The following is a 21,960-nucleotide window of genomic DNA, read 5'->3' as shown; positions in this document are numbered from 1 at the left end:
CCCAGATGCTAGCCAAACTCATCGTTTATTGCGCTTATTACCTTAAATCCGCCGATTGGTATCGAAAAGCCAAGCTGTTTTTTTACGACCTGCTGGAAAACAGCCATAGTCGGAAAAAGAAATATTTCGATGCGACGATGATTGGCCTGCTGATTTTGAGCGTGATATTTCTGATTTACGACATAGAACACGAAGACAGCAAGATGGGCGGCTATTTCGAGCTGGCGATTTTGATGGTGTTCATTGTCGAATATTGCCTGCGGGGCTGGATTTATTCCGATACCTATAAAGTCATCATCGAGGAATACGAGAAAGCGCTGTATTTGAATCTGGATTTCAATCTGCTCGGGGTATTTCGCAAAGCCTTCGTCAGGGACATGGAATACATAACCTCGCCGTTTGCGATCATAGACATCTTGGCTATTCTGCCCAGTTATCGGCCGCTGGCGATCTTGCGGATCTTCATCATTTTCCGGCTGTTCAAGTTATTCCGTTACTCCAATAGCGCTAAATTGTTTGCCGACGCCCTGGCCAGCAAGCGCTTCGAGTTGATGACCCTGCTGATCTTCACCTGCTTTTTGGTGTTTATCGCCAGCGTGTCGATTTACATGTTCGAATATCAAGCAACCAACAGCGGTATTCATAATTTATTCGACGCGTTTTATTGGACCATTGTTACCTTGGCGACAGTGGGTTTTGGCGACATAACCCCGCAGACCACCGGCGGGCGCTGGGTCACGATTTTTCTGATACTGGCCAGTTTGGGTGTGTTGTCGTTCTTCACTTCCATCCTGATCGCCGCGTTCAGCGAGAAGATGCTGTCGGTTCGCGAAACCAGAACTTATGCCGAACTGGACCGCTACGACAACTTCATCATCATTTGCGGTTTTGGTCGGGTCGGACAGGAGATTGCCCGGCATTTGCACAATGACAGGCAGAAATTTTTAATCATCGATAGAGTGCCGGCGCGGATTGAGTTAGCTAAGAAACGCGGTTATCTGGCAATAGAAAGCGATGCCAGTAATAATGAAGTGCTGATCAACGCCGGTATATGCCGCGGCGCCAGCGCGATTTTGTGCATTACCGGCGACGATGTGATTAACGTCTATGTGACTCTAACCAGCCGGCATTTAAATAAAAACCTGCGGATTATTTCCCGCGCCAACCGCCACGATAATGTCAATAAACTCTACCAAGCTGGGGCTGATAACGTCATCAGGCCGTTTGAGATTGCCGGTTTGCTGGCGGCGGAATTTGTTGGGCAGCCCGTTGCTTTCGAGGCCATATCCGGTATTTTGCATAATCAAACCGAGACCGTGATGGAGTCGGTATTGGTCAGCGAAAAGTCGCCTCTGGATAATCAACAAATCGGTCAACTGGATTTACAGCAGCGCAAGCTCACCTTGTTGGGTGTGATCAGCGACAATCCGATTCATTTGAAACATAAGAATAAATACCAGGTTAAGCAGCAACATTTTTATTTCAATCCGGAAGTGGACTTTATTTTGCGGCACGGCGACATGCTGGTGTTATTGGGCCGCAAGTACGGCATCGATCATTTTCGCGACCAGGTGGAACAACGCCGTTTATTCAGCAGGAAGCCCAAATGAAAAACATCGCCGTCTTCGGTTACAACCGGCTGTCGTTCGAGGCCATTAGCCGGCTGGACAAAGAGCTGTATCAAATCACCGTCATCGATCATGATCCGATCAAAGCAGCGCTGGCGCGGGAAAACGGTTTTGAAACCGCCAATATCGATTTTCGTAGCGACGACGATTTGAAGCTGATCGGCATAGGCGCGCACATCGATACGCTATTTTGCTTTTTCGACACGGACTCGGAAAATGTATTTCTGACGCTGTCGGCGCGGGCGCTGGATAAGGAGTTGAATATCGTCGCCATTGTCGATAGTCCGGAGTCGGCGGAAAAACTCATCGCGGCCGGTGCCAACAAGATTATCGACCCTTACGAAATCTGCGGGCGCAAAATTCACGATATGCTGAAGCGGCCGGATATCAATGATATTTTCGATCACACCGTATTCGGCAGACACGATCTGCATCTGGCCGAGGTGACGATCCCGGAAAACAGCTATCTGGAGAATGCTCATGTCGCACAGCTACATTTAAGTTCGCAGTACAATTTGATATTGATAGGTATCGTCAATAAACAAGTCAGCGAACAGCTGCATTTTGTGGTCGAGGAATTCGACCGCCGTCTGAGTGTTGGCGATATTTTGGTGATTTTGGGCCCCTCACGGGAAATTAGAGCATTTAAGAAAGACGTCGAAAATGAGTTTTGTAAAATTTAGTCCGCTCTTGGACTAGCACCTAACCGATTTTATTTTTTCTCCGCCAGTCCCAGCCAGCGTGCCAGAGCCGCTAGCGAAAAACCCTGTATCAACACGGACATCACCACAATAAAACTGATCAGGACAAAAATCTCTCCACCCTCTTTGATGCCGGCTGCCAACGGAAAAGTCGCAAGTACGATAGGTACGGAACCGCGTAGGCCCACCCAGGAAACCAGCAGCTTTTCCTTAAAACCGATCTTGGCCCAGAACAAACTGGTGAATACACTGACCGGACGGGCTACAAACATCAGGAACAGACTGATCGCCACAGCAACGCTGGCCAAGGAAGACAATTCGGCGCGATAAGGTACCGACAGCATGCCCAAGGTTAAAAACATGATGATCTGCATCAGCCAGGCGAAGCTGTCGTGAAAGGCACTGATGTAGTGCTGATGGATAACCTCCCGGTTCCCCGCCACAATGCCGGCCACGTAAACGGCCAAAAAGCCATTGCCATGCATAAATGTAGCGCCGCTATAAGTCAGCAACACCAATGCTATCGAAGCGATGGCATACAGGCCGGCCGAACTTAAGCCCAAGCGATTAAGCAACCAGACCATGAAACGACCGGCGCCATACCCAACGCCCACACCTATCAGCAGTTGCAGCACCAGAAACATACCGCCTTCCAGAAAGGCTGATTCGCCCCCGGTCGAATAGTTGAGCAAGGTGACCGTCAGCAACACTGCCATCGGGTCATTGCTGCTTGATTCAAGTTCCAGAAGCGGTTGCAATTTGCCTTTTAAAACGATTTGACTGGAGCGCAACACGGAAAACACCGCAGCTGCGTCCGTGGAAGAGACAATGGCGGCCAGCAGCAGGCCCTGGGTTAGCGTGATGCCGTGCACCCCCAGCGAAAACGTGCTGAACGAGCCGAGGATAAACCAGGCAAAACTGCCCAGTAGCAGCATGGTGATAAACACGCCTAGCGTGGAGAGGCATAATCCCTGCCACAAAACCGGGCGAATATTGGGCCAATGCGAGTCAAGACCGCCGGTAAACAAAATAAAAATCAGCGCAAAATCGCCGATAAACTTTGCAATTTCCGGGCTGTGAAGTTCAGGTCCACCGAATTCGCCAATCAGCCAGCCGGTCAATAGAAAAAAAAGCAGCGAAGGAATACCCACTTTGCTGGCCAGTTTGCTGGAAAACACGCTGATTAATAACAAGCTGGCGCCAACCAGGCTGACTAATTCAATGGAGGGCATGGGCGATTCTCTGTAATCCGGAATTCATGGTCTATTGATGGTTGCAATTTATGCGCGGGTGAGGGTTAGAAAATTATTCATCGTGCTTAATTCTACTTTGTCAGATACGGGTATCACATTGCCGAAGGTCGTCATTCCGGCATGGATTCCCGCTTCCCGGCGGGTATGGCGGACTTCCTTCTTACCTGACAAAGTAGAATTTAGATGTCTGGGTAAATAAGCATCCTTGCAAGCCCGGACCGGCCTTTTCGGTCCCGCTCGAAATCGCGCCTTATATCCCACGCCGAATTGTTCCGTGCCGGTAAACAGGGGCGATTGCCTCGCTCAGCGCGACGCGGTAAAGTCTAATGCTGGAGCGGAGCTGCATCAGCATGCTGAAAACGGCAATATTTCGCATAAGGCGCGCATCCGCTACCAAAATAGCGAGTTCGATTGCCTGGACAATATAGCCGGAATGGAACCGGTTCGGCTATTTCTATGATCTCAATACCATGGCTATGAAACGTTTCAAAAACATCCTGTATGTCGCGGAGTTTGCCGTCGATCAGCGTCTGGCTATTGCGCGGGTGATCGCTCTGGCGGAAAACAACCAAGCCAGATTGACGTTTTTGCATGTCCTAGAACAACCGCGTCTGGGGGCTTTGCTTGATCTTTTTACCCCGGAGCAGATCGACATGCAGTTGCGCGAGCAGGAACGCCATAAGCTAGAGGCGTTAGTGCTTGGCTATAGCAGCGTAAATCCCGTTGATTTGCAAATCCGGGTTGGCAGCCCATTTATCGAAATCGTAGGTCAGACATTGGATGGCGACCATGACTTAGTCATCAAATTGGCGGGGGGCGGCCAGGGTATTCAAGACCATTTGTTCGGCAGTACGGACATGCATTTGTTGCGTAAATGTCCGCGCCCGGTCTGGTTGATGCGGCCGGCAGAAAAAACCAATTATGCCAAAATTATGGCCGCCGTCGATTTCGATCCCTGGTCCGCGGACCGGGCAGACGACAGCTTGAACCGCAGAATTTTGGAACTCGCCAGCTCGCTGGCGCTCTCCGATTTCGCGGAATTACATCTGGTGCATGTTTGGGACTCGATGTTGAGCGCGTGGGCAGGCGAAATTCCCTATAAAACCGTCGAAACACAGATTGAAGCCGAAAGAGCCCGCTATCAGTCCGGACTCGATGACTTGGCAGTCAAATTACGGCATTGGATAGGCGATGAGGCTTACAATTACTTATCGCCACGACTGCATCTGGTCAGAGGGAACGCACGGGACGATATTCCCGCTTTGGCGGCTAGGCTTGACGTAAACTTACTCGTGATGGGGACAGTCGCGCGTACCGGTATCAAAGGCCTGATCATCGGCAACACTGCCGAAGTCATCCTTAACGGTATCCACTGCTCGGTACTCGCAGTCAAGCCGGACGGCTTTGTTTCTCCTTTAGCATGACGAGTCCATTGGACGTAGTTCTGCGAAAATCCGATATTATTAGCGGTATCCAAATATTCGCTCCATTAATTCAAGACATAGAAAATGAATTTTTTAAAATTAAGTCCACGTATTGGTTTTTTTCTGGGGTTTGCTGCCTGCGCTTCGCTGTTGGCGGTTGGCGCCTATTTACAATTTGTCGAAGAGTTGGAGCCTTGCCCTCTATGTATTTCGCAGAGGTTGGCCATTCTGGCGACAGGCGTGATTTTTTTAATCGCCGGCTTGCATAATCGCGGCCGCAAAGTTTACGCGCTGTGCAGTGCGGCTGCGGCGCTGATTGGTGCCAGTGTTTCGGCCCGCCATGTCTGGTTACAACATCTGCCGCCCGAAGAAGTGCCGGAATGCAGTCCGGGGCTGGAATATGTGTTTCAACATTTCCCGTTGGCCGACACCATCAAATTGATGCTGACCGGCACCGGCGAATGCGCGAAGATCGATTGGACCTTGCTGGGCCTGAGTATTCCGGCCTGGACCTTGTTCGCGTTTTTGTCGTTGGCAGGTTGGGCATGCCTGCAATTTTTAAATGATGCCGATGCCGTCTAGGCAACGCCGTTAAGTTAATAGTTGGACTTGTAGTAGGGTCGAATTTATTCGACCTTGGGTGGTGGCGCCCATAATGCGAATAAATTCGCACCTACAAGGTCACTAACAGCATTGGTTATTTAGCTTAGTGACTGGCATAACGATCAGTGCTAATTAGCGTTGCGAAAAACCGGGCTTCTGGAAAAATCGGTAATACTCGTAGAATTGGGGGCCAGACTTTTTCAAGGCACCCTTTGTTCAAATTCCGGCCGCTACAGCGTCGAATCGATACAGCTCCGCAACAGGTTATGCACAAAAACGGGGCATGGCCTGCGCGGCATTACACTAGGGCCTGCGATATTTAACACAGATTAATTTTTTGCCTAAGTTATTGATTTTTAATTGGCAAATCCGCTGACTTAAATTTGCACAATTTAACAAATGTGTAATAAAAACCGACACTAAGCGATTCTCTCAAAAGCCTATCCACAGAGTTATCCACAGCTTTTGTGGGTAACTCAGATTCCTCAATCCTGTTAACGACTTAGCGCCCTAATATCAAAAACACATCACAAGACATGCCTAACTGTGACACTCCAGGCAATTTAATTTTGAAAGTTGCTGTGCCAGTTCCGCTGGACCGGTTATTCGATTATCTGCCGCCGGTTGGCGTTAGTTGGCCCGAATTGCAAGCGGGTGTCAGAGTGTTGGTACCCTTCGGTAAGCGTCAGCAAGTGGGGGTTTTGATGGCTGTCGCGGACAACTCCAGCGTCCATACCGATAAACTCAAACCGGCTATCGCCATTCTGGATACCGACCCGCTATTGTCCGCAACCGATATTCGCCTGTTGCGCTGGGCCAGCCGTTACTATCACCACCCGCTCGGCGAAGTGCTGGCCGCGGCGTTTCCGGTGGCCTTGCGTCAAGGCCGGCCGGCCTTATTGCAACGGCAGCCCTGTTTCGGCCTCAGCCCGCAAGGCCGGCTGGTTTCCCCGGAACAATTGCGCCGCGCGCCCAAGCAACAAGCGCTGCTGGCCTTATTGCAAACTACCGGTAGTGCGATGACCGCAAGCGCGCTCAACACCTATAAGCCGGCGCTGAAAGCCTTGCTCGATAAGGGTCTTGTGATGGAACAAAATCCTGTTCCTGGGATTGCAGCAACCCTTATCAAGACCGCTTTGTCGGCCAATCCGGAGCAACAAACAGCTATCGATGCCGTCATTGGCAATCTGGGTCGCTTTGCCGTATCCCTTTTAGAGGGCGTTACCGGCAGCGGCAAGACCGAAGTGTATATGCAGATCATCGCCAAGGTGTTGGAGCAGGGCAAGCAAGTCCTGGTTTTACTGCCGGAAATCAGCCTGACGCCGCAACTGGAGCAGCGCTTTTTAAAGCGCTTTGCGGTGAATATGGTCTCTACGCATTCCAAATTAACCGATAACCAGCGTTTGCAAGCCTGGCTGAGTATGCAGCAAGGCGAAGCGGCGATTATGCTCGGTACCCGTTCCGCGCTGTTTACTCCGATGCCGCGCCCCGGCTTAATTATTCTCGATGAAGAGCACGATAGCTCCTTCAAACAACAGGAAGGATTTCGCTTTTCCGCGCGCGATGTCGCCATTGCCAGGGCCAAGGGTTTGGGTATCCCGGTATTATTGGGTTCGGCAACGCCGTCGCTGGAGAGCATGGCAAATGTCGCGCAGCGCCGCTACCAATTACTGCATCTGCCTAATCGGGCCGGCAATGCCACTGCGCCGAGTTTTCAGCTACTGGATATTCGCAACAAGCGAATGCAAGCCGGACTGTCCGAGCCGCTGCTGGCAGAAATCCAAGCCACATTGGCCAAGAAACAACAAACCCTGATTTTTCTTAACCGGCGCGGCTATGCGCCGGTGCAGATTTGCCATGGCTGCGGCTGGGTCTCGCGCTGCCGGCGTTGCGATGCCAATCTGGTGATTCACGCCGCCGACCGGTTGCTGCGTTGCCATCACTGCGGCAGTGAACAACCCTTACCCAAGCAGTGCCCCGGCTGTAAAACCGGCGAATTGCAGGCGCTGGGTTTGGGTACGGAACGTATCGAACAAACCCTGGAAACTTTATTTCCTGACAAGGCGATCGTGCGCCTGGATAGAGACACCACGCAACGCAAGGGTTCGCTGGAACACTACCTGGAGCTGATTAACGATGGCGAGGTCGATATTATTCTGGGGACGCAAATGCTCGCCAAGGGCCATCATTTTCCCGGCGTAACGCTGGTAGCCATTCTGGATATAGACAGCGGTCTGTTCAGTATTGACTTCCACGGTAGCGAAAGACTGGCACAGTTGATTGTGCAGGTGGCGGGTCGAGCCGGTCGGGCCGATCAACCCGGTAAGGTGATATTGCAAACCCGCCATCCGCAACATCCTTTGCTCGATACCTTGCTAAGCAAGGGCTATCGGGCTTTCGCCCAAAGCGCCCTCCAAGAGCGGCGGCAAGCCGGCTTGCCGCCGTTCGGCCATCAGGCTTTGCTTAGGGTGCAAGCCGGCAAAGCCGAGGAACCGCTACAGTTTTTACAAGCGGTTTGCCGGATAATCGGCGAGCTAAATCCCGGCAAAGTGCAGGTCTTGGGACCGGTGACGGCGCCGATGGCCCGGCGTGCGGGCTTGTTTCGTTACCAGTTGCTATTGCAGAGTCCGCAGCGTAAAGAGCTGCATCATCTGCTGGATAGTTTGTTGCCGGCCATTTATGTCTTGAAGGAAGCCAAAAAGGTGCGTTGGTCGCTGGATGTCGATCCGGTGGATTTGTACTAGTCTGATCCGCCAAAATCCGGCGATTTAGTCCGGTTTATGTAATAATTCCCGCCCTTTACGACGGATCGTAGCAAAACCCATAGACATCTGAATCAGTAAATTAAGCGCCGTTGGATTGCACGGTTACAAAACTAGATGCCTATGCCTATAACTAAAATAAAGAAGGTATTTTTCAATGTGTTGGAGTGGAGAAGCGTCAGGCGTGTTGGCTGCCGCAGGTTTAACGACCGCTGTTTATGTGGCCTACAAAGGCGAATCCAAGGAACTGTGGATTCCATTAACCTATTTTGCCTTGATGGAACTGTTGCAGGCATTAACGTATGTGTACATCAATCTGTGCGATAACCCGAACAATCAGGTGTTGACGCTGCTTGGTTATCTGCATATCGCCTTCCAGCCGTTTTTCGTGAACATGGTGGCAATGTACTTCATTCCGGAAAGCGTCAAACTGAAGATCAGAACCACGGTTTATACCTTGTGTGCGATCAGTTCGCTGGCGATGTTGATCAAGATGTATCCGTTCGCATGGGCCGGCGACTGCGTCCCAGGTACCGAGGGTTTTTGCGGCGTGCAAACCTGCTCGGTGTCCGGTGATTGGCATATCGCCTGGCAAATGCCTTTAAACGGTTTGATGTCGCAACCGGTGACTTGGCTGCTGGGTTTCAACTGGGGCTTGCATGCGTTTTCGTATATTTTGGCGGCGTTCTATCTGCCTATCATGTATGGTTCCTGGCGCTTCGTAGCTTTCCATTATTTAATCGGGCCCTGGATTTCCGACGTTACCACCAACGATCCGAACGAGTATTGCGCGGTATGGTGCCTGTTCTCTATCGCGCTGTGCGTATCGGTGATCAAAACGCCAATCAGAAAGCATTTGCATGTGAAGAAATGGCCGTTCTATCAACGTGAAGTAGGCGATAGCTTGTAAGATGACCATTAGTAAGCAGGATATTCTCGACGCCTATCAATTTCGTCACGCCTGTAAGGAGTTCGACGCCGAGCGCAAAATCGCCGGCGCGGATTTTGATTTCATTTTGGAAGTTGCCAGACTTTCACCCAGTTCCTTCGGGCTGGAGCCATGGCAATTTCTGGTCGTGCAAAACCCGGATTTACGCGAAAAACTCCGGCCTGTTACCTGGGGCGGACAAAAGCAGCTACCTACTGCCAGCCATGTGGTGTTGACCTTGGTACGGAAAAGCCATTTCATGCGCTACGACAGCGCTTATCTGCAACACGTCATGCGCGAGGTGCAGCAGTTTCCGGAAGACATCATCAGCTTGCGTAGCGGCTTGATCGAAAAATTCCAGCGCAGCGATTTTGACCTTCTTGGCTCCGAACGTACCCTGACCGACTGGGCCACCCGGCAAACTTATCTGCCGCTGGCTAATATGATGACAGCGGCAGCGATGATAGGGATCGATTCTTGTCCGATAGAAGGTTTCGAGCGCGGGGAAGTGGAGCGGATCTTGGCGGAAAACGCCGACGTGAATTTAGAACACTGGTCCGCGGCTTATATGGTGGCGTTTGGATACCGGAAAAATCCGCCGGCGCGGCCGAAGACTCGGCAAGAACGCGATGCGGTGGTGCGTTGGCTGGCTTAGTTTAACCAGCAGCTCGGCTTGTCGCTGTCGTTCAGCGACAGGGAATAACGCGCCACGGGACGGCGCACCCCGATAAAGCGCTCCCGCCAATACGGCTGTCTAAGATCGGAGACCATCACTTGGCCGGTCCGGCTACTGGGCGCATGCACGAACTGCTCGCCGCCGATATAAATACCGACATGCGAAAACGGCCGATCGGTGGTGAAAAACAACAAATCGCCCGGCTGTCTTTGCTCCGGCTGCACCGCCGGCAATTGTCGAGCCAGCGACTGAGTGTCCCGCGGCAGGCGCACCCCCTGACGGTTATAGACGTAGTACACCAAACCGCTGCAATCGAAGCCCTGACTGGGCGACTCACCCCCATACACATAAGGTGCACCTTGCAATTGCAGTGCGTCATTGGCGGCGATCCGGTTACCGCCTTCGGAAGCCGGCAATACCGTCAGCGGCGCTTTTTCTTTAGTGGCGCAGCCGGTCAGCTGGCTAAGCAAGATAGCCGCCAATATCTGACCCAGCAGTAACAAAGCGCGGCGGTGAGAAAGACACATGGACATCGGTGTTATCGGTAACAAATTCATCAATTTGCCTATTATAGACAGGCTATTCGCAGCCCGCTCGCTGTTTATCGCTAACAGGCAATGCTTGCACTACCCAGGAAACACTAACTCTCCAAGATCAACAGCAGGAGATCATACGGGTTTTGCCATCCAAGGACGGGCTTGAAGCAGGAAGCTGAGCAAGCTGCAAAAAACCATGTAGTGCGAGTAACGAAAGTCGGGCGATGGCGCCGCCAACATCAAACCTAACTCATGTAGGATGGCGCTGGAAGCTAGGCAAATGACTTCCATATTAGCCGTCAATTGCCGGAACAACGCGGCAAAAAATAGACAAATTGTCAGGACAAAATAAGGCCAGGGTTGAAAAAACCAGTATTCGACATACTTGGTCATACCTGCCTCAAGCTGCTCTTGTAATCTGGTGGCTTGAGGATGGGCGCCATAAACGTGCTCTAAATCGCTGGGAAAATCTTTAGCCATCATCACCGGGCTCCAACTGTTATCCGGCACCAAGCCCAGGACATATTTCGACACCGCCAAGCGGTGACGCGCCCATAAAATCGGCTCAGCGAGTATGGTCTGTATCCACAGCTTATGCAGCGTTTGCCGTTGCTGGTCGGAGAGGCTGGCAAAGCCATGGATCTGCGATTCCATTGAATTTTTCGGCAGTTCTAACGTGGGCGGCTTGGTCCGGAAAATTTCCCGCCAATACAGCGGTGTATAGGCTTTTAGCAAAGGTTCGACAGAGCCTTTTGAATTCAAAGCGCCGGCAAGTTGATCGAAAATCGCTTGTTGCCGGTCTTTATCCTCAAGCCGTTTGATAACGCCTGAAATATCAAACGATGCGTTGGCCACCCAGGGATGGCTATGTCGGTCGGCAAGCCGGTTGTTAATCGCTCCCGTTGCTACAAATAAGACAAGAGCCAACACAACGCCGGGAATAGCAGCACGGACTGAACCAAATAGCTTATGTTTTGGATATAAGCGATATATGGCAAAGCTGAGTATGGGGATTGTCGCAAAAAATGCGTTGTGTCTGATCAGAATGGCTAACCATAAGACCACTACTGTCAGCGCGAATAACAGAAACGCAAACTGCTGGGTTTGCTCGTGTTGGTTTTTTATATGTCCGGCGATGCCGAAAGCAGTAAATAGCGCCCCCCACATCAGCACGTCTTTCAAAATCGCGCCGCTGATACCGAGCAAGGGCGGTAAAAATAATAAAATGCAAAGCAACGGTGCGGCAACCTTGGCTCCGTAGGGTTTAAAAAAGGCTTGAAACACCAGGTAGGCGCCTGTCCATACCAAGCCGAGTTGCAGAAACAACATACCCGCCGGTCCTGGCACTATGCGATCGGTGAATCGCCAAATAATCGCCATTAACGGTGGATGCCAATCGGAATAGAGGCCTTCGCGAGCTTCAAGGATTTGATTGACCGCGTCGTAACACATGAAGCCCGGATACATGATGCCGAAATGGATCAGGAATCCGCCGATGAACATCCATTCGATCGGTAACGCATGTATTCTTTGGGCAATTGTCATCAGGCTTGACGAATTTTTTTAAAAACGAGTAATCGCGAAGCCGAAAAATTTAATACCATCCCGGCCAATGAGCCTACTGCAACAGCCAATGCGGGGTGCTGGTAAGCAAGGGGTACACTGAAAATCATCCATAAATAAGCGCCGTTGTTGGCAGTCCAGCCCAGCATATTGGCCAGCACATAACGCAGCCATTCGTGATGCATGGCGTGGTGGCTGGCACCGAAGGTAAAGCGGCGGTTAAGCCACCAGGTGACGGTCACGGCAGCCGGAAAAGCCAGCATTTGCGCGCGTAGCGGTCCCATGTTTAGCACTAATGCTTCTACCAAGCCGGCATTCACAATATAGCCGACTACGCCGACCAGTCCGAAGCGCCACATTTGCCCGAATAGATCGTCGTTACCAGCAGTTAAAACAGTATTGTCCGCAGATCGGATAGTGGCAGAATCGGCAAAAGCGTTTGGCACAAAGACCGGTGGCGGATGTTGTAAATAGGTCAGCATGCGCAACTCCTTACGCCCGCGCGTCACCGTATCCAAAATGGTGCCGGTAAAAATGCTCAACGACGCCAGCAGCATAATGCCCATGGCAAGAAAGGCTGTCGGGAATCTAGGCACCAAGCCCGTATCCAGGTAAGTCACGATTACGGGCCAGATCAGCAGCAAGGCTAATGCCACCAGCAAACCGGCCATCACCCCAAAAAACACCATGGGCCGTTCATGTCTGACCAATCTGATAATTAGCATCAGGATGCGCCAGCCGTCGCGATAGGTGCGCAATTTACTTTCCGAGCCTTCCGCGCGTCCCCGATACTCGCCTTCGATGTGTGCTGCGGGCATCGACAGCTCGAGCGTATGCACGGTCAGTTCGGTTTCAATATCAAAGCCGGTGGACAGTGCCGGGAAGGACTTCACGAAGCGCCGGGAAAATACCTTATACCCGGAAAGCATATCCAGAATCCTATTACCGAAAATTTGCCTTACCACGCCGGTCAGCAGCCGGTTTCCGAAGCGGTGTCCGCCCCTATATGCCGCATCGCCGGCTTCCCGACGGATGCAATTCACCAGATCGTAAGGTCCGCTCATGGCCAACTTGATCATGTCCGGTGCCAAACCGGCGTCATAGGTGTCGTCGCCGTCCACCATCAGGTAAAAATCGGCATCTATATCCCGAAACATGCGGCGTACGACATGGCCTTTCCCCTGCTGGGTTTCATGGCGCACCATCGCACCTGCCGACCGCGCTTCGCTGACGGTGTTATCGATGGAGTTGTTGTCGAACACGTAAATAGCGGCATCCGGCAAAGCCAGTCTGAAGTCGCTTACTACTTTGGCAATAGACACATCTTCGTTATGACAGGGAATGAGGACGGCAATTTTTAACTGATTGAACATGTTTGGTAATTGAGCTTCCAATAAATGAGAGTGAATGTATCAATGCGGACAAGATTGGGGCAGGCCTGTTTCAGCGCACCCTATTAAGGCTAAGCTGTTTCAACCCAGGTCGAACAAATCCATTTGCCTATATTGGCGCAGGCGGCTGTCGCCATTTTCCAGACCCGATAAGGTAACGCCCAGTAGTCGCACTTTTGTGGTGCCGATGCCGGTATTTTTCAGTAAATCGGTTAATAGCAGTCTAGTAGTCGGGCTATCGCTGATCGGTTCCGCTAAGGTTCGCCCGCGCGTGATCTGCACGAAATTTTGATATTTGATTTTCACGGTCAGCGTATAGGCTGTCATCTGTTTTTCGGCCAATCTGACGAGGGCTTTTTCCAGCAAGTCCTGTAAATAACGCAGAATGGTGGTTTGGTCGGCGATGTCGTGATCGAACGTGGTTTCGATACCTACCGATTTGCGGGCTCGATTGGCATTGACCTGGCGCGGATCAATACCTCGGGCAATGTTGTAATAATGTTGGCCGGCTTTGCCGAAATGCCGCTGCAATTCCGCCAGCGGCAGTTGTTTTAGATCCTTGCCGGTAACAATGCCCAAATCATACATTTTCTGCTCGGTAGCGCGGCCGATGCCGTGAAATTTGCCAATGGCCAGATTTTCCACAAACGCCGGACCTTGTTCGGGCGTAATCAGATACAAGCCATCCGGCTTGCCCAGGTCGGAGGCGATTTTGGCGAGAAATTTATTGTAGGAAATGCCGGCGGACGCTACCAACTGGGTTTGCCGGCGTATTTCCTGTTTGATGTGCTTGGCCAGCAACGTCGCGGAGCCTTGGTAAAGCTCGCTATCGCTAACATCGAGATAGGCTTCGTCCAGCGACAAGGGTTCGAAACGTTCACAGTAACGGGCGAAAATACTTCGGATGGTCTCGGAGGCTTCCCGATAAACATCAAAACGTGGCTTAACGAAAATGGCTTGCGGGCAGAGTCGATAAGCATGTGCGGAAGGCATGGCCGAATGTACGCCAAATTGTCGGGCTTCGTAACTACAGGTGGCAACTACGCCGCGCGAATCGGGCTTACCGCCGACGATAATGGGTTTATAACGATATTCGGGATGGTCGCGCTGTTCAACCGCCGCATAAAATGCATCCATGTCGATATGGATGATTTTGCGCGGCGCTGCTTCCATGGAGGTTTACTGCTTGCCGAGCAATTCCAGTTTAGCGGTTTCGTTCCAATCGGAAAATGGAAACGGCAGTTGCTCGGTATTGAAGGTCAAAAACAGCAAGATATGATAATGGTAAGTAGACAGGCTACGACCGAAGTTGAGGATGTTCGCGTTAACGTCGCCGGTGAATAGTACCGAGCCGACCTGCAATAAAATCACCAGCCACAACAACAGCTTCACCAAGCTGTCGATGGCGGCGAAAATCAGCATGAAAATGATGCGTTTCCAGGTCTCGATTTTTTTCAGATTTTCGTTAATTTGTTCCTGCATGATGGCATTAACCTCTGTTCATCACGTCCCGCAAGTCCAGCGCAGCGGCGTTGGCGCGGGCAATGTAGTTGGCCATCGCCAGCGAATAGTTGGCGAATATACCGAAGCCGTCGCCGTTCAATACCACCGGGCTCAAGGTTGGCGACAAGGCATTTTCCAAGGCTTGGATCATATTGTCCAAAGTGTTCATCGCCCGCTTATCCAACAAAATGTCGGAAAAGTCGTGTTTGATGGCTTTCAGAATATGTAATAACGCCCAGCAGGAGCCGCGCGCTTCGTAGAATACGTTATCGATTTCCATCCAGGGCGTTTGGCCGATGGTCGGCATATTGATGTCGATTGGATTGGATGGGTCGCCGTGGGTCGCACCGGAAAATTTGTCGGTACTGGCCGCCAAGCGGGTCGAAAGACCGCCGAGTCGTTTGATGACAACCTCGGTATATTGCCACAGGTTATCCGCTCTGGAGTGGAACTGCGCGGCTTTTGAAGTGGAGGACGGGTTTTGCAGGCGAACCATGTACGCGTGCAGCGCTTCGATACCTTTTACGTATTCCGATTCGGTGGACGGCAAGGCCCAGGAGTTACGTTCGTAGTAAAAGTACGGTTCGGCTTTTGCCAAATCGGGATCTTCCGCGGATTGTGATTGGTCGCGGGCGAAATGGTTACGCAATGCTGTGGTGCCGTCGCGCAACATGACCAGCGCTCCGTATTCGAAGTTTTGAATGTTATCGCAAAACAGGCCGGGCGGGGCCACGTCGTTGGACAGGTAACCGCCGGATTTGAACAGAATCACGTCGGCGATATGCGCCAGTGTGTTGGCGTACACGTAACCAATCGGCATTTGATCGGTATGGGTGACATTCATACGCTCAATGGCTTCGTCCTGAACGCTGAATTGCTCGGGCTCGCGGCTCCACCATTCGCCAAGTACCATCATGACAATCAGAACGACGCCTAACAGCGAACCAAAACCCCAAAGTATGCCCTTAGACTTTGCGTCTTCGTAAGCTAATGGATTATCTGACATGTGGTGCGTATCCTGGTCTGACTAAATAAGTGAGCAAAAACCGTGCTTTCCGATAAAGATTTTTTGTGAGCATGTTAGCACGGATATACCAATATGGCGCGCGCGATTTCAGTGCAGTTGCTTGTCCGAGCTGGTTGGCATGGCGCTGATCAATGTCGGTGGCAATTGCACGAAAAAGCCTTTGCTTTGCAGGCTGGCAATGACTTTTTCCGGATTTTCCCTGGCTAATTTCCGATCTGGGCTTAACTGTAACTCCATAACAAATGTTAAGCGGCCAAGGCTTTTGAACAAGGCTTCCGGCACGGCGGAAAAGTCGTCTTTTTTGTCCAGGTACAAATAGAGTTCGTCTTTTTTAAGGCTTTTATAGATAAAACATTGCATGATGATGACCCATGATCGCTAATGCTGCCAATTCTAATGGTTTTTGTTTAGAATTTTCAGCCCCGTTTGCCTAAAGCCCAATGTCATGGAAAACCAGCCCGCCGTTTCAAACGCTTTTTTCAGGATTGCCTGCTATTTCGAGGGTTCTCTAGCTGTATTGGCGCTGGCTCTAGGCTGGCTTGCCGATCTCGATCCATTCGCCAGTCTGGAGTTTTCCGAGTCGGCATTGGGCATCGGCGTATTAGCCACCGCGCCGCTGTTAATACTGTTTTTTGCGATGCAGCAACTGACCTATCCACCGATCCAAAAGATTCGCGATTTACTGTTGGAAACCCTGGGGGCCAGATTGGCCTATAGGCATTGGACCGATTTACTGATATTGGCTGCTATTGCCGGTTTTGCCGAAGAGGCGCTGTTTCGCGGCTTTTTACAGCCTTGGCTGGAAAATGGCTGGGGCGCGAGCGTAGGCTTGTGGGTTAGCAATCTGCTGTTTGCATTGGTGCATGCGGTCACGCCGCTTTACGCGGTTTTAGCCATGTTGATGGGCTTGTATATGGGGGTGATGTTGGACTATGGCGGCGAACGCAATCTATTGATGCCGATGGTGATTCATGCTGTTTATGATTTTGTGGCGTTTGTTGTTATCCTCCGCGATTACCGCAACCGCACGAATTAGGAGTTATCGATGTCCGCTCAAGCCCAGTTATCAGCCGGCGATCTTAGGCCGCATTGGCTCGTCTGTGCCGCCATGCTCTTGACGGTGCTGGGCTATAACCTGGTCTGTCATTTGTGGGCCGACGAACTGCAAATAGGGATTGACGAAGCGCAGCGAGTACTGATCAGGAGTGTGCTCTACGCTCTGGCGATTTTGCTGTTTCCGTTCACCAAGCTGCTGCGGCACATCCTGCTGCGGCTAAACCAGACCATGCCGGGCCCAAAAACCGCCAGGCAACGCTATCTGTTGACCATCATCATCACGCAAGCTTTGATCGAGTTTGTCAGCTTGTCCGGTTTGGCAATGTTTATTTTGGGCGACGGATTTAACACTTTATATATTTTCAGTGTGATGGGCGTGCTGGGGATTTTTCTGCATAAGCCCAATCCCAGCGAATATTTGACCATCGCGGCAGCGCTCTCAATCGAAAACAAATAGAGACCTAAATACCATTGACTATTTCCGATTTTTCGGAACGCGGGTTAGGTTGTACAATGGCTGGCTTATTTACGATTAGCCACCCGGTGTGATTATGCAAATCATTCAAGAAGCTCTCACCTTTGACGATGTTTTATTGGTGCCCGCCCACTCCAGCGTACTCCCGCGCGAAGTCGAACTGAAAACCCAACTGACCCGCAAAATTAGACTGAACATTCCGCTGGTATCCGCCGCGATGGATACGGTTACCGAAGCCCGCCTGGCTATTGCCATTGCTCAGGAAGGTGGCATCGGCATCATCCATAAGAATATGACTGTCGAGCAGCAGGCGGCGGAAGTCAGACGGGTAAAAAAATACGAAAGCGGCGTCATCAAAGATCCGATCACCGTTTCGCCTAACGTTACCGTTCGCGAAGTGATGGATTTGACCCGCGCAAAAAACATCTCCGGCGTACCGGTGGTTGATGGCGAAGAATTGGTTGGCATCGTCACCAGCCGCGACCTGCGTTTCGAAACTCGACTGGATATGGCCGTCAGTCAAATTATGACGCCGAAGGACAAGCTGGTTACCGTCCACGAGTCGTTTAAACATAAAGAAGTCATCGATTTGCTGCACAAACATCGGATTGAGAAAGTGCTGGTCGTCAACGACGCCTTTCATTTGCGCGGCATGATTACCGTCAAGGACATTCAAAAAGCCAAAGACAACCCGCAAGCCTGCAAGGACGAACAGGAAAGGCTAATCGTCGGCGCGGCCGTCGGTACCGGTGCGGATACCGGAGAACGGGTTGGCGCGTTGGTGGAAGCCGGTGTGGATGTCATCATCGTCGATACCGCTCACGGTCATTCCCAGGGCGTACTGGATAAAGTGCGCTGGGTAAAACAAAACTTTCCGCAAGTTCAGGTCATCGGCGGCAATATTGCTACTGCCGCAGCCGCATTAGCATTAGTCGAAGCCGGTGCCGACGGCGTCAAGGTCGGTATCGGTCCTGGCTCTATCTGCACTACCCGGATCGTCGCCGGTGTCGGCGTGCCTCAAATCACCGCCGTGAGCAATGTCGCCGATGCGCTGAAAGGTAGCGGTGTGCCTTTAATCGCCGACGGCGGTATCCGTTATTCCGGCGATGTGGCCAAAGCCTTGGCGGCCGGCGCGCATGCGGTGATGCTGGGCGGATTATTCGCCGGCACCGAGGAAGCACCGGGCGAAGTGGAGTTGTTCCAGGGCCGCTCCTACAAATCTTATCGCGGCATGGGCTCCTTGGGCGCAATGTCGCAGCAGCAAGGCTCCAGCGACCGCTATTTCCAGGAAGATACCGAACAGGTCGAAAAATTGGTGCCGGAAGGCATCGAAGGCAGAGTGCCTTACAAAGGCAGCGTGCTGGCAATTGTGCATCAGCTGCTGGGCGGCATCCGCTCCAGCATGGGTTATACCGGCAACAGCACTATTGCGGCGATGCATGAGAACGCCCAGTTTGTGCGCGTCACCAGTGCCGGCATGCGCGAAAGCCACGTCCACGACGTGACGATTACCAAGGAAGCGCCGAATTATCATATGAACTAAAACCGGTCACCGGTTTTTACTTATCAGGTCTGCGAATTTCGTGCGGACCTGTTTACCGAAAACAACCAAAATCCATCGCAATGTCCGAAACGTCCTCAACTCCATGCAATCTTTGCGGCGGCAACCACGTTGCCGTGTTATCCATGCGCAGCCGCAGCGGCGCCGAGTTGCGTACCGTAATCTGTAAAGACTGTGGGCTGGTCTGGAGCGATCCGTTTCCGCACGATCCTCGTCAGTTTTACGAAGAAGATTATCGGCTGGAATACAAAAACACGTATGCCCCCAAAGCCAAGCATATCTTGCGCGCCGGCCGAGTCGCTGTTACCAGGCATGAAAAAATCAAGCACTTGCTATACAAACCGCAAACCATGCTGGACGTGGGCACCGGCGGCGGCGAGTTTGCTTATTTAATTAAATCACTAGGGCACGACCTGCACGGCATAGAGCCTAACAAGGGTTATGGTCAATATTCGGCTGCACAGTATGATTTGAATTTACAGTTCGGCTTTATTCAAGACGCGCAGTTCGAAGAGAGCAGCTTTGACCTGATCACTATTTGGCACGTACTGGAACACACCGAAGATCCATTTTTTGTGCTGGGCAAGTTACGCAGTCTGTTGAAAGCCGACGGTGTGTTAGTGGTCGAAGTGCCCAATATAGAAGCCACCTGTCAATCGCCAAGCAGCACCTTTCACGAGGCACATCTGTACAATTTTAATCTGGCGACACTGCGGCGTATGGGCGAAAAAGCTGGTTTAGTTGAGGATAGACATGTGTTTTCCGAGGACGGCGGCAATGTCACGCTGTTTTTCAAAAAAGCCGAGCCGGTCGCCGATCAAGCCGCCAGCTGGGGTATCCCGGAAAATGCCGAGCGGATCACTGCGATTGTGCGCGGCCATACCAATTTACGGCATTACATGCGCGCGGCTCCCTATTTACGGTTTATCAAACGTATGACTCGTTCGCTGTTCGAAAATCGGCACGTAAAAGGTTTCGAAAACAATAAAAGCCTGCTCGATCAGTTGTATAGAGGCTTGTAGTCTGCTCGTAATTTAGATTTTTCGGTGGGTATGCTAGTCAGCCCACCCTACATTTTTGAAAGGTTTCCCGTCATGTCATCCCACGCGACCAACATCCACTCCGACAAGATCCTGATTCTCGACTTCGGTTCGCAATACACCCAATTGATTGCCCGCCGTATCCGCGAAATTGGCGTGTATTGCGAAATCTATTCCTGTGATTGCAACGCTGACGAGGTCAAAAACTTTGCACCCAAAGGCATTATCCTGTCAGGCGGCCCGGAAACGGTGACCAGCAGCGACACCCCGCGCGCGCCGCAAATCGTTTTTGAGTTGGGCGTGCCGGTACTAGGGATTTGCTACGGCATGCAAACCATGGCCGAGCAGTTGGGCGGCAGAGTGGAATCGTCCGATCACCGCGAATTCGGCTACGCGCAGATTCGCGCTCGCGGCCATTCCAAATTGTTACTAAACATAGAAGACCATGCCTCGCCGGAAGGTTTCGGCTTATTGGATGTGTGGATGAGTCACGGCGACCGCGTCGTCGAATTGCCAACCGGTTTCAAACTGATCGCCAGTTCCGACGGCGCGCCGATCGCCGGTATCGCCGACGAAGACAAAAATTTCTACGCGCTGCAATTCCATCCGGAAGTGACCCACACCAAACAGGGCGGGCGGATTTTGAGCCGTTTTGTTTTGGAAATCTGCGGCTGCCAAGCCTTGTGGAATGCCAGCAATATCATCGAAGACAGCATCAAGGCGGTCCGCGAAAAAGTCGGCAGCGACCAAGTGATTTTGGGCCTATCCGGCGGCGTCGATTCCTCGGTGGTGGCGGCTTTGCTGCATCGCGCTATCGGCGAGCAACTGACCTGCGTATTCGTCGACACCGGCTTGCTGCGTTTGCACGAAGGAGATCAGGTCATGGCTATGTTCGCGCAGCATATGGGCATCAAGGTGATACGTGTCGATGCCGAAGCGCGCTACATGGCAGCCTTAGCCGGCGTTAACGACCCCGAACAAAAGCGCAAAATCATCGGCGGCCTGTTCGTGGAAATCTTCGACGAAGAAGCCGGCAAACTCACCGACGCCAAATGGCTGGCACAAGGCACCATATATCCTGACGTCATCGAATCAGCCGGCGCCAAAAGTGGCAAGGCACATCTAATCAAATCGCATCACAACGTCGGTGGCCTACCGGAAAACATGAAGTTGAAACTGGTCGAACCCCTGCGCGAACTATTTAAGGACGAAGTGCGTAAGCTCGGACTGGAACTCGGCTTGCCGGCCGATATGATCCACCGCCACCCGTTTCCCGGTCCGGGCCTGGGCGTGCGCATCCTCGGCGAAGTAAAAAAACCATACGCCGATTTACTGCGTCAGGCCGATGCGATTTTTATCGAAGAGCTGTATCGGCACGACTTGTACCACAAAGTCAGCCAGGCCTTCGCGGTGTTCCTGCCGGTCAAATCGGTGGGTGTTATGGGTGACGGGCGCAAATACGACTACGTGATTGCGATACGCGCCGTAGAAACCATCGATTTTATGACCGCCCGCTGGGCGCATCTGCCTTACGACTTCCTGGATTTGATCTCACGTCGAATCATCAACGAAGTACCCGGCATTTCCCGCGTCACCTACGATATTTCCGGCAAACCGCCCGCGACGATAGAGTGGGAGTAGTAACTTCAAATTAAAATGGAACTTTGAAAATGGCTTCCGGTCATTGCTGTCGCGGGGCGTGAAAATTTGCTCCGTGTAATAGCTTATTCATTGTTTCTCCCAAGCCGATAGTCAATGGTTTTGACTATCGGTTTTTTTTTGCGATGTGTGAACAATTTTGTTAGCTGCGCCGAGGTGAGGTTAACAAAAACG

Annotated in this window: 20 protein-coding genes; 12 read left to right on the top strand and 8 right to left on the bottom strand. The window is 51.8% G+C overall.

Annotation, left to right across the window (positions count from 1 at the left end; all coding sequences use genetic code 11):
- Positions 1-5: 5 nt before the first annotated feature.
- Together NP589_RS08740 and NP589_RS08735 are read left to right on the top strand one after the other, a co-directional pair.
- Positions 6-1,610, top strand: a complete 1,605-nt coding sequence (locus NP589_RS08740; RefSeq protein ID WP_256606635.1) for an NAD-binding protein — start codon at positions 6-8, stop codon at positions 1,608-1,610.
- Complete coding sequence (locus tag NP589_RS08735) at positions 1,607-2,311, top strand: potassium channel family protein (protein ID WP_064010793.1); 705 nt, start codon at positions 1,607-1,609, stop codon at positions 2,309-2,311. The genes NP589_RS08740 and NP589_RS08735 overlap by 4 nt, the downstream gene beginning before the upstream one ends.
- Positions 2,312-2,340: 29 nt before the next feature.
- Here the strand turns inward: NP589_RS08735 and NP589_RS08730 are convergent, their stop codons facing one another.
- Entirely contained in the window at positions 2,341-3,561 is a 1,221-nt protein-coding gene (locus tag NP589_RS08730) for a potassium/proton antiporter (RefSeq protein WP_256606634.1), read from the bottom strand.
- Between the two features lie 497 nt (positions 3,562-4,058).
- On the opposite strand from NP589_RS08730, the gene NP589_RS08725 reads away from it, so the two are divergent.
- The 5 genes from NP589_RS08725 (at position 4,059) to NP589_RS08705 (ending at position 9,954) form a co-directional block, all read left to right on the top strand.
- Positions 4,059-5,006 (top strand): universal stress protein, encoded by a 948-nt coding sequence (locus NP589_RS08725; RefSeq protein ID WP_256606633.1) that lies wholly within the window; start codon positions 4,059-4,061, stop codon positions 5,004-5,006.
- Between the two features lie 84 nt (positions 5,007-5,090).
- Entirely contained in the window at positions 5,091-5,588 is a 498-nt protein-coding gene (locus NP589_RS08720; RefSeq protein WP_256606632.1) for a disulfide bond formation protein B, read from the top strand.
- 557 nt (positions 5,589-6,145) lie between these two features.
- Entirely contained in the window at positions 6,146-8,353 is a 2,208-nt protein-coding gene (locus tag NP589_RS08715; RefSeq protein WP_256606631.1) for a primosomal protein N', read from the top strand.
- Between the two features lie 175 nt (positions 8,354-8,528).
- Positions 8,529-9,281 carry a DUF5765 domain-containing protein gene (locus NP589_RS08710; protein WP_026147088.1) on the top strand — a complete coding sequence of 251 codons (753 nt, stop codon included), beginning with the start codon at positions 8,529-8,531 and terminating at the stop codon, positions 9,279-9,281.
- Position 9,282: 1 nt separating this feature from the next.
- Positions 9,283-9,954: an NAD(P)H-dependent oxidoreductase gene (locus NP589_RS08705; protein WP_256606630.1), complete on the top strand. Its 672-nt coding sequence runs from the start codon at positions 9,283-9,285 to the stop codon at positions 9,952-9,954.
- Here the strand turns inward: NP589_RS08705 and NP589_RS08700 are convergent.
- The 7 genes from NP589_RS08700 to NP589_RS08670 all read right to left on the bottom strand — a co-directional run bounded on the left by NP589_RS08700 (position 9,951) and on the right by NP589_RS08670 (position 16,355).
- The gene (locus NP589_RS08700) at positions 9,951-10,532 is read right to left on the bottom strand and encodes a C40 family peptidase (RefSeq protein WP_256606629.1); all 582 of its coding nucleotides are present in this window, start codon (positions 10,530-10,532) and stop codon (positions 9,951-9,953) included. The two genes, NP589_RS08705 and NP589_RS08700, sit on opposite strands and share 4 nt — an antisense overlap.
- Before the next feature lie 111 nt (positions 10,533-10,643).
- A complete protein-coding gene (locus tag NP589_RS08695) occupies positions 10,644-12,056 on the bottom strand; it encodes a hypothetical protein (RefSeq protein ID WP_256606628.1) in 1,413 nt (470 codons plus the stop codon).
- Positions 12,056-13,447 carry a bifunctional glycosyltransferase family 2/GtrA family protein gene (locus tag NP589_RS08690; RefSeq protein ID WP_256606627.1) on the bottom strand — a complete coding sequence of 464 codons (1,392 nt, stop codon included), beginning with the start codon at positions 13,445-13,447 and terminating at the stop codon, positions 12,056-12,058. The genes NP589_RS08695 and NP589_RS08690 overlap by 1 nt, the downstream gene beginning before the upstream one ends.
- A gap of 99 nt (positions 13,448-13,546) precedes the next feature.
- A complete protein-coding gene (gene dinB / locus NP589_RS08685) occupies positions 13,547-14,638 on the bottom strand; it encodes a DNA polymerase IV (RefSeq protein WP_256606626.1) in 1,092 nt (363 codons plus the stop codon).
- 6 nt (positions 14,639-14,644) lie between these two features.
- Positions 14,645-14,947, bottom strand: coding sequence for a DUF4389 domain-containing protein (locus NP589_RS08680; RefSeq protein WP_064038212.1), 303 nt, complete (start codon positions 14,945-14,947; stop codon positions 14,645-14,647).
- A 7-nt stretch (positions 14,948-14,954) separates the two neighbouring features.
- Positions 14,955-15,974, bottom strand: a complete 1,020-nt coding sequence (locus NP589_RS08675) for a DUF2333 family protein (RefSeq protein WP_064010804.1) — start codon at positions 15,972-15,974, stop codon at positions 14,955-14,957.
- Between the two features lie 108 nt (positions 15,975-16,082).
- A complete protein-coding gene (locus NP589_RS08670; protein WP_256606625.1) occupies positions 16,083-16,355 on the bottom strand; it encodes a YcgL domain-containing protein in 273 nt (90 codons plus the stop codon).
- An 85-nt stretch (positions 16,356-16,440) separates the two neighbouring features.
- Between NP589_RS08670 and NP589_RS08665 the strand changes: the two genes are divergently transcribed.
- From NP589_RS08665 to guaA, 5 genes are all read left to right on the top strand, one after another.
- Positions 16,441-17,031: a CPBP family intramembrane glutamic endopeptidase gene (locus NP589_RS08665; protein WP_256606624.1), complete on the top strand. Its 591-nt coding sequence runs from the start codon at positions 16,441-16,443 to the stop codon at positions 17,029-17,031.
- Between the two features lie 9 nt (positions 17,032-17,040).
- The gene (locus tag NP589_RS08660) at positions 17,041-17,508 is read left to right on the top strand and encodes a hypothetical protein (protein ID WP_256606623.1); all 468 of its coding nucleotides are present in this window, start codon (positions 17,041-17,043) and stop codon (positions 17,506-17,508) included.
- 94 nt (positions 17,509-17,602) lie between these two features.
- The gene (gene guaB, locus NP589_RS08655; protein WP_305890968.1) at positions 17,603-19,069 is read left to right on the top strand and encodes an IMP dehydrogenase; all 1,467 of its coding nucleotides are present in this window, start codon (positions 17,603-17,605) and stop codon (positions 19,067-19,069) included.
- Positions 19,070-19,149: 80 nt separating this feature from the next.
- Positions 19,150-20,109: a class I SAM-dependent methyltransferase gene (locus NP589_RS08650; protein ID WP_256606622.1), complete on the top strand. Its 960-nt coding sequence runs from the start codon at positions 19,150-19,152 to the stop codon at positions 20,107-20,109.
- A gap of 72 nt (positions 20,110-20,181) precedes the next feature.
- A complete protein-coding gene (gene guaA, locus NP589_RS08645; RefSeq protein ID WP_256606621.1) occupies positions 20,182-21,768 on the top strand; it encodes a glutamine-hydrolyzing GMP synthase in 1,587 nt (528 codons plus the stop codon).
- Positions 21,769-21,960 lie beyond the last annotated feature (192 nt).

It is taken from the genome of Methylomonas rosea (genome assembly GCF_024505055.1).
GTDB lineage: Bacteria > Pseudomonadota > Gammaproteobacteria > Methylococcales > Methylomonadaceae > Methylomonas > Methylomonas rosea.
The sequence above is the reverse complement of the archived record's forward strand: the minus strand, read 5'-3'. Positions and strand labels throughout refer to the sequence as shown.

Bases quoted from the DNA above. Each gene is read 5' to 3' on its own strand.
- guaA (WP_256606621.1), top strand. From the start codon at position 20,182: ATGTCATCCCACGCGACCAACATCCACTCCGACAAGATCCTGATTCTC.
- NP589_RS08680 (WP_064038212.1), bottom strand. From the start codon at position 14,947: ATGCAGGAACAAATTAACGAAAATCTGAAAAAAATCGAGACCTGGAAA.
- NP589_RS08720 (WP_256606632.1), top strand. From the start codon at position 5,091: ATGAATTTTTTAAAATTAAGTCCACGTATTGGTTTTTTTCTGGGGTTT.
- NP589_RS08695 (WP_256606628.1), bottom strand. From the start codon at position 12,056: ATGACAATTGCCCAAAGAATACATGCGTTACCGATCGAATGGATGTTC.
- NP589_RS08700 (WP_256606629.1), bottom strand. From the start codon at position 10,532: ATGAATTTGTTACCGATAACACCGATGTCCATGTGTCTTTCTCACCGC.
- NP589_RS08730 (WP_256606634.1), bottom strand. From the start codon at position 3,561: ATGCCCTCCATTGAATTAGTCAGCCTGGTTGGCGCCAGCTTGTTATTA.
- guaB (WP_305890968.1), top strand. From the start codon at position 17,603: ATGCAAATCATTCAAGAAGCTCTCACCTTTGACGATGTTTTATTGGTG.
- NP589_RS08725 (WP_256606633.1), top strand. From the start codon at position 4,059: ATGAAACGTTTCAAAAACATCCTGTATGTCGCGGAGTTTGCCGTCGAT.
- NP589_RS08690 (WP_256606627.1), bottom strand. From the start codon at position 13,447: ATGTTCAATCAGTTAAAAATTGCCGTCCTCATTCCCTGTCATAACGAA.
- NP589_RS08670 (WP_256606625.1), bottom strand. From the start codon at position 16,355: ATGCAATGTTTTATCTATAAAAGCCTTAAAAAAGACGAACTCTATTTG.
- NP589_RS08660 (WP_256606623.1), top strand. From the start codon at position 17,041: ATGTCCGCTCAAGCCCAGTTATCAGCCGGCGATCTTAGGCCGCATTGG.
- NP589_RS08715 (WP_256606631.1), top strand. From the start codon at position 6,146: ATGCCTAACTGTGACACTCCAGGCAATTTAATTTTGAAAGTTGCTGTG.
- NP589_RS08735 (WP_064010793.1), top strand. From the start codon at position 1,607: ATGAAAAACATCGCCGTCTTCGGTTACAACCGGCTGTCGTTCGAGGCC.
- NP589_RS08740 (WP_256606635.1), top strand. From the start codon at position 6: ATGCTAGCCAAACTCATCGTTTATTGCGCTTATTACCTTAAATCCGCC.
- NP589_RS08650 (WP_256606622.1), top strand. From the start codon at position 19,150: ATGTCCGAAACGTCCTCAACTCCATGCAATCTTTGCGGCGGCAACCAC.
- NP589_RS08710 (WP_026147088.1), top strand. From the start codon at position 8,529: ATGTGTTGGAGTGGAGAAGCGTCAGGCGTGTTGGCTGCCGCAGGTTTA.
- dinB (WP_256606626.1), bottom strand. From the start codon at position 14,638: ATGGAAGCAGCGCCGCGCAAAATCATCCATATCGACATGGATGCATTT.
- NP589_RS08675 (WP_064010804.1), bottom strand. From the start codon at position 15,974: ATGTCAGATAATCCATTAGCTTACGAAGACGCAAAGTCTAAGGGCATA.
- NP589_RS08665 (WP_256606624.1), top strand. From the start codon at position 16,441: ATGGAAAACCAGCCCGCCGTTTCAAACGCTTTTTTCAGGATTGCCTGC.
- NP589_RS08705 (WP_256606630.1), top strand. From the start codon at position 9,283: ATGACCATTAGTAAGCAGGATATTCTCGACGCCTATCAATTTCGTCAC.